Source organism: Streptomyces sp. NBC_01314 (genome assembly GCF_041435215.1).
Taxonomy (GTDB): domain Bacteria; phylum Actinomycetota; class Actinomycetes; order Streptomycetales; family Streptomycetaceae; genus Streptomyces.
Window position 1 is genome coordinate 5,853,050 of sequence record NZ_CP108394.1, and the last position, 11,935, is coordinate 5,864,984.

An 11,935-nucleotide genomic window follows, 5' to 3' on the forward strand; every position below is an offset into this window, starting at 1 on the left:
GCCGTGATGGCCCTGGTCGGCTGTCGTGGCCCGGTCTTCCCACGGTGCCGCCCGTGCATGCGGTTCGGCCGGGAAAGTGTCCTGATCGATCGACGGCCGCGTCACCTCGGCCGCCAAGTGGGTCCGCGCCCGGTGTCGTACCGCCTCCTGGCCCACCTTGGGCTGCGAAACTGCCAACGCACTGTACGCGGCAGGAAGTTGACGTCATGACCGACAAGCTCACCGTAAGTGTCCTGGGTACCGGCATCATGGGCGCCGCGATGGCCCGCAACCTCGTCCGTGCCGGTCACGCCGTACGGGTGTGGAACCGCACCCGGGAGAAGGCCGAGGCGCTCGCCGCCGACGGCGCGCAGGTCGTCGACAGCCCGGCCGAGGCCGTGCGGGGTGCCGATGTGGTGCTCACCGTGCTGTACGACGCGGCCGCGGCCCTGGACGTGATGCGCGAGGCGGCACCCGCGCTGAGCCCGGGCACGGCCTGGGTCCAGTCCACCACCGCCGGTGTCGAGGGCGTCGCCGAACTGGCCGCGTGGGCGAGCGGGCACGGGCTGGTCTTCTTCGACGCCCCGGTGCTCGGCACGCGGCAGCCCGCGGAGGCGGGGCAGTTGACGGTGCTGGCCGCGGGGCCGGTCGAGGGGCGGGGGACGGTGACTCCCGTCTTCGACGCCGTCGGCGCCCGTACCGTCTGGACCGGTGAGGACGGCGCGGCGGGCACCGCGACCCGGCTCAAGCTGGTGGCCAACAGCTGGGTGCTCGCCGCCACCAACGCGGCCGGGGAGGTCCTGGCCCTGTCCAAGGCCCTCGACGTCGACCCCCAGTCCTTCTTCGAGATCATCGAGGGCGGCCCGCTCGACATGGGCTACCTGCGCGCCAAGTCCGCGCTCATCCTCGAAGGCCGCCTCTCCCCTGCATCCTTCGCCGTCTCCACCGCCGCGAAGGACGCCCGCCTGATTGTCGAGGCCGGCCGGCAACACGGCGTACGCCTCGATGTCGCCGCCGCCGGAGCCGCCCGCTTCACCCGCGCCGCCGCCCAGGGCCACGCCGACGAGGACATGGCCGCCGCGTACTTCGCCAGCTTCGACGAGGGCGAGGGCGAGGGAGAACGGGGAGAGTGAAGGCAAGGTCAAGGGCTAGGTGTGGGCTAGGTGTGCTTGGCCGGGAGGTTGGCGACGCGGGGTGATGCGGGTGACGTGGCTACCTCGGCCGACGGCACCCCGGCCGAGGGCGACGCGAGGACCGGCCGCCGCGCCTCCCCTCACGTCCGGTCGGCCGCGTTCCGCTCGTCCAGCGCCTCGTGCGCTCCCGTCGGAGTCGGGGCCGGCGCGCTCCCCGCTCGCCGGCCACCTCCCGGGTCGGCCGTCGCGGGCCGGCGCAGGCGGGCGGTGAGCCAGACGGCCAGCGGCTCGGTCCAGCGCGCGGTCAGCGGGCCGGCGATGACCAGGATCAGGACGTACGCGGTGGCCAGCGGGCCGAGGGACGGTTCGATGCCGGCGGTGACGGCGAGCCCGGCGATGACGATGGAGAACTCGCCGCGGGCGACCAGCGTGCCGCCCGCCCGCCAGCGGCCCTTCACCGAGATGCCGGCCCGCCGCGCGGCCCAGTACCCGGTGGCGATCTTCGTCAGGGCGGTGACGACGGCCAGGACGAGCGCGGGCAGGAGTACCGGCGGGATACTGGCGGGGTCGGTGTGCAGACCGAAGAAGACGAAGAACACGGCGGCGAACAGGTCCCGCAACGGCGCCAGTAGACTGTGCGCGCCCTCGGCGACCTCACCCGACAGCGCGATGCCCACCAGGAAGGCGCCCACCGCCGCCGACACCTGCAACTGCTGCGCGAGCCCGGCGACGACGAGCGTCACCCCCAGCACGACGAGCAGCAGTTTCTCGGGATCGTCGCTGGAGACGAACCGGGAGATGTGCCGCCCGTACCGCACCGCCACCAGCAGCACGATCCCGGCCGTACCGAGCGCGATGGCCAGGGTCGCGCTGCCCGCCGCCAGACCGACCCCGGCCAGCAGCGCGGTGACGATCGGCAGATAGACGGCCATGGAGAGGTCTTCCAGGACCAGGATGCTCAGCACGACGGGCGTCTCCCGGTTGCCGAGCCGCCCGAGATCGCCGAGCACCTTGGCGATCACCCCGGAGGAGGAGATCCAGGTGACGCCCGCGAGCACGACGGCGGCGACGGGTCCCCAGCCGAGCAGCAGTGCCATGGCCGCACCGGGCAGGGCGTTGAGGGCGGCGTCGACGAGGCCGGCCGGGTACTGGGTCTTGAGGTTGGAGACGAGATCGGTCGCCGTGTACTCCAGCCCGAGCATGAGCAGCAGCAGGATCACGCCGATCTCGGCGCCGATCGCCACGAACTCCTCACTGGTCCCCAGCGGCAGCAGCCCGCCCTCCCCGAAGGCCAGCCCGGCCAGCAGATACAGCGGTATCGGCGAGAGCCGGAACCGCCCGGCGAACCGCCCCAGCAGCCCGAGCCCGAGGATGATCGCGCCGAACTCGACCAGGAAGACGGCGGAGGAGTGCGTGGTGGGGGACTGTGCGAGGAACTGCGCGGCGGACGGCCCGGCGGACTGCGTCGCGGCCTGAGCGGAGGCGTACACGGACCGCTCACTCCCGCCCGAGTATCGCCGCGGCCGTCTCCACACCCTCACGGGTGCCGATCACGATGAGCGTGTCACCGCCGGCCAGCCGGAAGTCCGGTGTCGGCGACGGAATCGCCTCGGCCCGCCGCAGTACGGCCACGATGGACGCGCCCGTTTCGGTCCGCATCCGGGTGTCGCCCAGCACGCGGCCGTTCCAGTGGGACGTCGACGCCAGCTTGATCCGCTCCGCCACCAGCCCCAGCTCCGTGGTGGACAACAGGTTCGGGCTGTGGTGGTCCGGCGTCAGCGCGTCGACCAGGGCGGTCGCCTCCCCCGACGTCATCCGCACCGACAGCGCACACGCGTCCGGATCGTCCTGCCGGTACGCGCTCAGTGTCCGCGCACCGTCCCGATGGGCGACCACCGAGATCCGCCGCTGCTCCTTGGTCGTGAGGTCGTAGCGGACGCCGATTCCCGGCAACGGCGTACTACTGAGGCGCGGAGCATCCATGGCTGGCCCCCCTGTCTGATTCGGATATGTCATCGGGCAACCGTCGGTGCCACCCTAACGAGACCCCGAAAACCGGCCGTTGGCCGCGAGGCCGGCACCCCGATGGAACAATCCCCCTTCAACCCCGGGCCGGCCCCCGCCCCGCCACCGGGGGATGACCGAAAGGAACCATCGCCATGATCCCAACGGGTGCCCCCACAACCCGTGCGGCGGACGCCCTCTCGACACGCGGAACGGGCGCCCCGACGACGGCCGACGAACCGGCTGCGGCGGGTGCCCCCACGACGCGCGGCGCGGGTGTCCTCAAGCCCCACGCCATGGGGATACCCATTCCCTCCGGAGCACCCGAGGTGCCCGAAGGTCCCACTCCCCCCGGAGCGCACGCCCCCAAGGCCCCCGGAGCGTGCCCGTGATCCAGTGGGTGTCCCTGGGGACCGGCCCCCGGCCCGTTCCCCAGCCCGTGGCGACCCCCTTGGTGTGGGCCACGGCCTTCGCGGGCGCGATGTCTTTGGTGGCCGTCCTCAACGCGTTGGTCGGCACGGACCGTCCCGGCCTGGCGCTGACCGCGCTGTCCCTGCTCTCCGCGCTCCTGGGCGTGTACGCCCGCTTCACCGCGGCCCCGGGGACGGCCGCCCTGTGCTGGCTCTTCCTCAACGGGTTCGCCATCCCACCCGCCGGGGTCCTGACCTGGACCAACCCGCGCGACACCTTCTGGCTGGTCTGCCTTTTTACCGCGGCCCTCACCGGCACGACCCTCGCCCGCCTCCTCCAGGCCCGCGCCGCCTACCGCCGCCTCACCACGGCCCAGCCTCCCCCACCCACCCCCGAGTCACCGGACTGGCCCCCGGCCCACTGACCACGCGGACCGCCGTCCGTACGGGCGGGCGGCGCCACTGCCGGGCGGGCATGGCATGAAGCTGAGTGAGCGTGTGCAGCAACCTGACACGATTCGCCGTCCTGCCTGCGGCTTCCGTTGGCAGAGTAGGGGGCACCGCGGGGGCACGACCGGCCCGGAACGCGGGGGAACAGCAAACGGGGGTACGTCGTGGGGTTCAACGGGTTCGCCGGGTTCGCCGGGTTCAAGAAGGCAGCCGCGGTGGCGGGTGCGGCGCTCGCGCTCGCGGTGGTGGGTGGACAGGGGCCGGCGCAGGCGCAGGCTCAGGCACAGGTTCAGGCGCAGGTTCGGGCCGGGGAGGCGGGGGTGACCGCTCCGGCGGTCGTCGTCGATTCCATCGTCGAGCGCGTCTGCGCGACTCCGCTACCCATACGGCTGCCGCTCTGCGGCGAGCAGGGTGGCGGCACCTGGAAGCCCGTCAACGGGTGGCAGATCGAGAAGCCGAAGCCGTAGGGACAGCGAGAACGGTTGGCAGCGGTACACAGGGGGTGCCCCGGCGGTCAGGTCGCCGGGGCACCCCCTTCGTCGTATTACTAACGCTTACTACTGTTACTAACGCTTACTACTGCGGGCTACTGCCTCGTGCTGCGCCCAGGGTCCTGCCCCGGTCCTACTGTTGCGCCCAGGGTTCGGCCCGGTCTCACACCCAGCCGCGCTCCCGTGCGAGGAGTGCCGCGTGCGCCCTGCTGCTCGCGCCCAGGATGCGCAGTACGTCGGCGACATGCCGGCGGTACGTCCGCACCGACACACCCAGCGTGCGCGCCCCCGATTCGTCCTTGCCGACGTGGCACATCGCTTCCAGGACCTGCTGCTCCATCTCCGAGAGCCCGCCGCCCGCCGCCCCTGCCCGCTCGTCGATGAGCACGGTGAGATCGGTGGCCTGGTCCCAGATCTTCTCGAACAGCGCCAGGATGTTCGCGACCAGCCCCGCCTCCCGGGCGAGCAGCGCGCCGCGCCGGGTGTCGGCCGGGTCGACCGGGACGAGCGCTGTCCGGCGGTCGTAGACGAGGAGCCGTTCCGCGATGGTGTCCGCGACCCGGATCTGCGCGCCGAGCGAGGTGAGGTCGCGCAGATAGCCGACGGTCGGCGGATGGTCCAGGGCTTCGCGCAGTACGACGTTGCGTATCCGTACCCCGCGCCGCAGGCAGCGGGTGTCGAGCGGCCGGGCGTGCTCGATGTTCGCCGGGGTCAGCTCGGTGTACGGCTCGACCGAGAGGATCTCCTCGCGGGCGAAGAACGCCAGGTCGTCGATCCGGCCCCGGATCTGGCCGAGATCCTCCAGGCGCTCGATCCTCCCGGAGTCGGGCGGCTCCTTCAGGCTTTGCTCGGCGCGCAGGCCGGCTATCAGGTGCCGGGACTGGGTGACCTGCTGGAGCTGCTGGTGGAGTTCGCGCAGCCGCAGGTCGGTGAGCCGGTCCACGGCGGTCTCGGGGTCGGCGGCGGAGATCACCTCGGGCCCGCCGTCCGTTCCGGGTCCGGTCCTGGTCCCTTCCGTTCCGTGCAGCAGGCCGAGCTCGGACAGGCGCTCCAGCGCGCTCCCGATCTCGTCCAGCGGGACATGCAGCAGCAGCTGGATGTCCTCGGCGGTCGTGCCGGGGTTCCGTAGAAAGTGCCGGTAGATGCCCTCTTCCGTATCGGTGAGTCCGAGTACGGACAATTCCCCCATGGTGCCTCCGTGCACAACTCAATCGGTCGCCGGGTGCAAGTCGGCGCGCTGGTCGGGCGCGAGGACGGCCTGAATCCGGCGGTGTGATCCCTGTGAGGGTACCTGCAACAAGCTGCACGGTCACTGGCAGCAAGTAGCGCCCTGGAACTGCCCGATGACGTGCTCCGGTTTGGCATTGTTCTCCGTGTCGGAACGAACGAACGCCGACAGAAGAAAGAGAAACGCAGGACAAGCAGTGCCGAGCAGCATCAACGAATTACTTCGCGAAATGGAGGACAGGGCATGACTTCTTATTCCGTACTCCTGCCCTTTCTTCCGCGCCGGCCGGAGCAAATCCTTCCGTATGCCGGACTGGTGCACTGGAGCAACGCGAGCCGCCTCTGGCAGGGGCAGTCCGTGATGATCGAGCCGCACCAGGGATTCGTCGCGGCGGCGGGAGCGGGATTCCGTGTGCCGACCGGCCTCGGCGTCACGCTCATGCCGCTCCGCCACCCGTACGAGGCCGCTCTCCAGGCCCGCTCGCTGGCGATGGCCACCGGGCAGCCGGTGATCGCCGGATTCGGGCCCGGCGGCCGGCCGTTGCAGCGGTCGCTGCTCGGCGAGGCGTACCGCAGTCCGCTCACGGCGGCGCGCGAGTACCTCTCGATCGTGCGCGGACTGCTGGCGGGCGAGACGGTCGACACCCGGGGCGAGTACTTCAGCTGCCGGGCCGAGATGCCTCGCTACCCGGTGCCGGGCGTCGAGATCGGGCTCGGTGTGCTGCGGCCCGGCATGGCGAAACTCGCGGGTGAGGTCGCCGATGTCGCCGTGACCTGGCTGACTCCGGCGCACTATCTGCGGGACACCGTGCTCCCTGCGATGCGCGAGGGCGCGGCGAACGCGGCGGACGGCAAGGGGGGCAAGGGGCGTAGGACCCCGAGGCTCACCGCCATCGTGCCGCTCGCCCTCGCCCGGCCCGACCGCGAACCCGCCGAACTGGCGCTCGCGAGCAACGCCGCCCATCTCCAAGGCGCCCACTACATCGACATGTTGCGACGGTCCGGGACGGATGTCGCCGGTGACGACCCGGCGGCGAACGCCAAGGCGCTCGTCGACGGCGGGGCGTTCCTCAGCGGAGACCCGGACGAACTCGTCGGAAAACTGGGCGCGTTCCGCGAGGCAGGGGTGGACGAGGTCGTCCTGAACCTGACCGGCGTTTGCAATCTGTACGGCCCACAAGCGGCCCTGGACGAAACGAAGCGAATTCTGGCCGCCCTGGCCGCCTGACCGTGGGGGAATACGAAACAATGGCTGATCTGAAAGAGCGGCTCATCCGCTGGGGGACTGGCACGGCCAGTTCCGGTACCAGAACCAGTATTAGTGCCGGTGAATTCAGGTACGACGGCGTGGAAACCGTCGTACTGGAAAGCCGGGAACACCTTACGGCGATGCTGAATTCCGGCGTCGTCGGAACGGACACGCTGGTACTCGTGCCCGGTGCGGCCGCCGGACCCGGCGAGGACACGACGGCGGACGGCCGCCGCGTCGTCGGGATCGTCGGGTACGAAGGGTCGCTGGCCGGGGCCGGCGGGGAGTTCTCACCGGGCGCGGGCTTCTACCTCCAGATCCAGGGCTACGGCATCAGCGAGTACATGTCCGTCGCCGGGCCGACCCTTGTCCGGATCGCCGACGACACGGACTTCGACGTCTTCCTCGCCGACGCCGACCGGGCCCTGCTCGACGGCACCTTCCCCGACTTCCTCACCCACCCCGCCATCCAGCTCGCCGACCTCCCCGGCCTGGGCGCCGGCCGCACACCGGCCGCCGGACCCCGGTACCGGCTGTACGTCGACGCGGACGGGGCGGTCTCCACCACGCCGGGCGGTACCCGCCTCGGTACGGCGGGCGACGGGCCCGAACTCCTCGACGCGCGGTGGCAGCGGCTCAACAGTGGCGCACAGACAACCTGCGCGGTGTGCCTGGGGACGGTCGTGGACCACGACCTACGGCGTACGGAACTGGCCGCGAGGCCCTGGCTCGGGCGCTACCTGGCCGCCCTCGGCGCGATCCGGGCCCTGCGTGCCCGGGGCGTGGACGGCAGCATCCGGGTCTCCGGCTTCGGCGGGCGGATCACCGACGCGCTGGCCGCCGACGCGGACGCCGACGCCGATCTGCGGGACGAGGACGCGCCGTTCCTCCTCTGGACCGACCAGGACATGTACGTCCACGCCCCTGCGCCCAGCCGCACCTTCAGCGTGGAACGGTCCGCCGCCACGCCGGTCGAGGCGCTGCTGGCCTGCGGTTCGGCCGAGGCGGCGGCGGAGTACGCCGATCCGGACCACACCGTACGCATCGAGCGGTTCCTCGCCCGGGCCGGAGTGTGACCACGATGACCACCCTGACCACCCTGACCAGCCCGACGGCACCGCCCACCCCGACGGCACCGCCCACCATCCCCGGACGAGCCGGGGAGCTGCTCGCCGAGCTCGGCTCCCGCGCCGTCACCGGCGACCTCTATGCCGAAGCGGGCGCGCAGGTCTACCACGACGTGGCCGGCCGCAGCACCCACGAGGTACGTGAACTGACCGGCCTCGTAAGGACCTTGCCCGGCGATGTCCTCGACCTGGCGGCCGGCTCCGGGCGGCTGACCATGCCGCTGCTCGCGCTGGGCCGCCACGTCACCGCCCTCGACCTCTCCCCGTACATGCTGCGGCTCCTGGAAGACCGGCTGGCCGCAGCGCCCGCCGCCCTGCGTGAGCGTTGCACGGTCGTCGAGGCCGACATGAGCGCCTTCGCGCTCGGCCGCACCTTCCCGGTGATCGTCCTCGGCACCACCTCCGTCTCGCTCCTCGACGAGCGCGGCCGGACCGGTCTCTACCGGGCCGTACGCCAACACCTGGCGCCTGGCGGCCGGTTCCTTCTGTCGACCGTCGGCATGGACACGGACTCCGGCCAGCCCGCCGAAGCCGAACTGGTGGTGGAAGCCGAAGCCGGCCGCGCCTACCGGATGTACGAGCACTGGGCGGTCGGCGACAGCGCCCGCACGGTCACCGTCTTCCCGGCCCGGATCCCGGACGACGACAGCCCCGTCCAGGTCACCACGACCAGCGTCGGCGTGCTGCCCGCCGCCCTCCTCGAAGCCGAGCTGGGCGCCGCCGGATTCGCCGTCCGCGCCCGGCACCCGCTGCCGGCCGTCGGCTCCCGCCATCACGACGTACTGCTCGAAGTACTGCTCGAAACGGAGGTCACGCCATGAGTCCCGTACACACGAAGAACACGAAGAACGCGCTGTGGCCGTCCCTCCTGGCCCCCGCCCTGCACGGCTCGGACGCGCTCTGCGCGGTCTCCGCGCACGGAGTACGGGTCCGGTACGCCGACGGCAGCGAACTCCTCGACGCCTCCAGCGGGTTGTGGAACACCAACATCGGCTACGGCAACGAGGCCATCGCCCGGGCCGCCGCCGACGCGCTCCGCGAAGCCTCGTACCTGAGCGTCTTCCGCTACGAGAACACCTACGCCCGTGCCGCGGCCGCCGCCCTCGTCGAGCTGTGCGGCGCCGACAGCTACGGCCGGGTCCTCTTCTCGACCTCCGGCGGCGCCGCCAACGACCTCGTCATGAAGCTCGCCCGCCACTACCACGCCCTGCGCGGCGAGGACCGCCGCAAACTCGTGGTCGGGCTGCGCGGCAGCTACCACGGTCTGACGTACGGCAGTTTCGCGCTGACCGGCGAGGACCTCGGACAACAGGTGTACGGCGTCGACCAACGGCTCATCCGCCACGTCGACCCCAACGACCCGGTCGGCATCCGTACCTTGATGGAGCGTCAGGGCGCGATGGTCGCGGCCGTCGTCGTCGAGCCGGTGCTCGGCTCGGGGGCGGTACCGCTCACCGAGGAGTACGTCGACGAGCTGCTGCGGCTGCGCGAGGAGTACGGCTTCCTGCTGGTCGCCGACGAAGTGGCCACCGGCTTCGGCCGTACCGGCGACTTCTTCGCCTCCCAGCGCTGGTCCGCCCGGCCCGACCTCCTGGTGACCTCCAAGGGGCTCACCAACGGTACCGGCGCCGCCGCCGCCGTCATCGCCTCGCACACGGTCGCGGACGCCTTCGACACGGCGGGCGCCATGCTGACCCACGGCGAGACCCAGGCCGGCACCCCCGTCACCTGTGCCACCATCCTGGCCACCATCGCCGAGATGCGCCGCCTGGACGCGGTCGCCCTCGGCCGGGCCCTGGGCGAGCGGCTGGACGCGGAGCTGTCCGGGTTGGTCGACGAGCACCCCTGGGTGACGGGTACCACCGGTGTGGGCTGTTTCCGGTCACTGCGACTGACCACCCCGGACGGGGAACCGCTGCCGCAGGCACGCGTCCCGGAGCTGGTCGCCGCGATCCGTACGGCGGGTGCCATCGTGCACCCTGGCGTCCACGGCATCCAGCTCTTCCCCGCGCTGACCTACACCGACGCGGAACTGACCGAACTGATGGACCGCATCCGCACCGGACTGGCCCTGTTCACAAGCCGGTCGGCGCAGGCGGAAGCGCGCACAGAGGTACCGGCATGAGCTACGGCCGGGGCGGACCGACCCGGGCGCTGATCGGTCCCGACGCACTCACGGCATGGCTCCCCGACGGGGCGGGCCGCACGGCCGCCCTCCTCGTGGACAGCGCTGTCGCGACGGCGGCGATCACGGCCTTGGTACGGGACCGCCTCGGCCGGGCCCACTGGCGGACGACCCAGACACCACTGACCACCGGCCCCGGTGATCTCGGCGCGGCCGCCGCGATCGCCGAAGGCCTCGCCGACACGTCGGCCGGCGTCGGCCTGGTGGTCGCCATAGGCGGCGGATCGGTGCTCGACCAGGCGAAGATCGCGGCCCTGCTGCGGGCCAACCCGGTCGCGTACACCCGCCTCACCGTGCCCCAGCGCGGCGGCCTGATGGGCCTGCCGGGCGAGGTCACCCGTACCGTCCCGCTGCTCGCCGTACCGACCACCCTCGGCACCGGCAGCGAGCTGAGCGCGGTCGCCTGCCTGGCGTACCCGCAGGGCAAGCGGCTGATCCTCGGCGGCGTACTGCGGCCGGAGGCGGCGCTGCTCGATCCGTCGGCCACCGCCACACTGCCCTACGAGCTGGTCGTGGAGGGCGTCCTGGAGGCGCTGTTCCGGGCGGTCAGCCCGTACGCCGGTGACCACCGGGACGACCGCCGCACCGAGGACCGTCTCACGGAGACGGTCGCCCGGAGGCTCGTCCAGCTGGGCTACGAGGCGGTACGGGAAGGAAGGCCGAGCGACGCGCTCCGCCTCGACATCGCGAAGCTCAGCGGGCTCACGCACGGTGAATGGCTGCACCAGGGCCGCGACCCGTACGCGGTCAAGGGCTGGCTCATCGCCAACGAGATGTCGTCGGCCCTGGGCGTACGGAAGATGACGGCCGTCGCCGCGCTGCTGCCGCACCTGTGGCGGGCCGTGCTCGACGGGGAGCCACGGCTGGGCTCCGCGCCGCGGCTGCACCGGATGTGGGCGGGGCTGCGCGACGCCGCACCACAGGACCGGGCGCGGGCCCTGCCCGAGGACCCGGCCGACGGGATCGCCGCCCTGATGGACGACTGGCGGGTGGGCCGGCGGCTCACCGCCGACGGCCCGGGGCAGATCGAGGCCCTGGCCGAGCGGACGGTACGGGCCTGGGGCGCCGGGCTGCCGATGCTCGGCGGGCTCCGGGCGGAGGATGTGCGCCGCCTGCTGGACGCGGCGCTCGGCGCGACCACCGCGCACGCCACGCCCGCCGCGTACGCCGCGCACACCTGAGACTTCCGCTCCCGGTCCCGGGAGCGGGCGGAAAGAGAGCAACGGCTCTCAACACTCATGAGAAAAGGGGGAGTTCCCATGCAGGAGAACTTCGACAACAACGACTTCAGCTCCGCCCTGGAGCTGGGTATGCAGGAGCTCGAGGCGATGGAGGCCCCGGGCTGGTGGACCGCTGGTGGCGTCGTCGTGGGCGCGACCGTCGTGTCGGCCGTCGGCGTCTCGACGGGCGTCGCCGTCTCGATCATCACCTGATTCACTCGACTGCATCTCGACTCGATTCAGTCCCATCAGTCTCATCAGTCTCAACTCAACGGGAGGGGAACAGATATGAAGGACATCGCCACGCAGGAGCCGACCGGCTTCGAGGCATCGCTGGAGCTGGGCATGCAGGAGCTGGAGGCCATGGAGGCCCCGGGCTTCTGGAGCGGTTTCAAGACCGGCGTCGTGATCAGCACCGTCGCCAGCGCGGTCATCGCCACCTGATCCGGCCGATCGACCG

Annotated in this window: 13 protein-coding genes; 10 read left to right on the forward strand and 3 right to left on the reverse strand. The window is 71.8% G+C overall.

The window, feature by feature from the left end; translation table 11 throughout:
• The first annotated feature begins 206 nt into the window (after positions 1–206).
• The gene (locus OG622_RS25645; RefSeq protein WP_371578968.1) at positions 207–1,112 is read left to right on the forward strand and encodes an NAD(P)-dependent oxidoreductase; all 906 of its coding nucleotides are present in this window, start codon (positions 207–209) and stop codon (positions 1,110–1,112) included.
• A gap of 140 nt (positions 1,113–1,252) precedes the next feature.
• Here the strand turns inward: OG622_RS25645 and OG622_RS25650 are convergent, their stop codons facing one another.
• Both OG622_RS25650 and OG622_RS25655 read right to left on the reverse strand, forming a co-directional pair.
• Positions 1,253–2,506: a cation:proton antiporter gene (locus OG622_RS25650; RefSeq protein WP_371584217.1), complete on the reverse strand. Its 1,254-nt coding sequence runs from the start codon at positions 2,504–2,506 to the stop codon at positions 1,253–1,255.
• Between the two features lie 103 nt (positions 2,507–2,609).
• A complete protein-coding gene (locus OG622_RS25655; RefSeq protein WP_371578969.1) occupies positions 2,610–3,095 on the reverse strand; it encodes a cation:proton antiporter regulatory subunit in 486 nt (161 codons plus the stop codon).
• 409 nt (positions 3,096–3,504) lie between these two features.
• Here OG622_RS25655 and OG622_RS25660 point away from each other — a divergent pair, with 409 nt between their 5' ends.
• Together OG622_RS25660 and OG622_RS25665 are read left to right on the forward strand one after the other, a co-directional pair.
• The gene (locus OG622_RS25660) at positions 3,505–3,951 is read left to right on the forward strand and encodes a hypothetical protein (RefSeq protein ID WP_371578970.1); all 447 of its coding nucleotides are present in this window, start codon (positions 3,505–3,507) and stop codon (positions 3,949–3,951) included.
• 189 nt (positions 3,952–4,140) lie between these two features.
• Positions 4,141–4,443, forward strand: a complete 303-nt coding sequence (locus OG622_RS25665; protein ID WP_371578971.1) for a hypothetical protein — start codon at positions 4,141–4,143, stop codon at positions 4,441–4,443.
• A 187-nt stretch (positions 4,444–4,630) separates the two neighbouring features.
• On the opposite strand, the gene OG622_RS25670 is transcribed toward OG622_RS25665, so the two are convergent.
• Positions 4,631–5,656: a helix-turn-helix domain-containing protein gene (locus OG622_RS25670; RefSeq protein WP_371578972.1), complete on the reverse strand. Its 1,026-nt coding sequence runs from the start codon at positions 5,654–5,656 to the stop codon at positions 4,631–4,633.
• A gap of 282 nt (positions 5,657–5,938) precedes the next feature.
• On the opposite strand from OG622_RS25670, the gene OG622_RS25675 reads away from it, so the two are divergent.
• The 7 genes from OG622_RS25675 to OG622_RS25705 all read left to right on the forward strand — a co-directional run bounded on the left by OG622_RS25675 (position 5,939) and on the right by OG622_RS25705 (position 11,919).
• Entirely contained in the window at positions 5,939–6,922 is a 984-nt protein-coding gene (locus OG622_RS25675; protein ID WP_371578973.1) for an LLM class flavin-dependent oxidoreductase, read from the forward strand.
• Positions 6,923–6,942: 20 nt separating this feature from the next.
• Positions 6,943–8,019 carry a daptide biosynthesis RiPP recognition protein gene (gene mpaB, locus OG622_RS25680; protein WP_371578974.1) on the forward strand — a complete coding sequence of 359 codons (1,077 nt, stop codon included), beginning with the start codon at positions 6,943–6,945 and terminating at the stop codon, positions 8,017–8,019.
• 5 nt (positions 8,020–8,024) lie between these two features.
• Complete coding sequence (gene mpaM / locus OG622_RS25685; protein WP_371578975.1) at positions 8,025–8,891, forward strand: daptide-type RiPP biosynthesis methyltransferase; 867 nt, start codon at positions 8,025–8,027, stop codon at positions 8,889–8,891.
• Positions 8,888–10,195: a daptide-type RiPP biosynthesis aminotransferase gene (mpaD, locus tag OG622_RS25690; protein WP_371578976.1), complete on the forward strand. Its 1,308-nt coding sequence runs from the start codon at positions 8,888–8,890 to the stop codon at positions 10,193–10,195. The genes mpaM and mpaD overlap by 4 nt, the downstream gene beginning before the upstream one ends.
• Positions 10,192–11,436 (forward strand): daptide-type RiPP biosynthesis dehydogenase, encoded by a 1,245-nt coding sequence (gene mpaC, locus OG622_RS25695; RefSeq protein ID WP_371578977.1) that lies wholly within the window; start codon positions 10,192–10,194, stop codon positions 11,434–11,436. The genes mpaD and mpaC overlap by 4 nt, the downstream gene beginning before the upstream one ends.
• Positions 11,437–11,514: 78 nt before the next feature.
• On the forward strand, positions 11,515–11,688 hold the full coding sequence (locus OG622_RS25700) for a daptide-type RiPP (RefSeq protein WP_371578978.1): 174 nt from the start codon (positions 11,515–11,517) through the stop codon (positions 11,686–11,688).
• Between the two features lie 75 nt (positions 11,689–11,763).
• Positions 11,764–11,919 carry a daptide-type RiPP gene (locus OG622_RS25705; RefSeq protein ID WP_371578979.1) on the forward strand — a complete coding sequence of 52 codons (156 nt, stop codon included), beginning with the start codon at positions 11,764–11,766 and terminating at the stop codon, positions 11,917–11,919.
• Positions 11,920–11,935 lie beyond the last annotated feature (16 nt).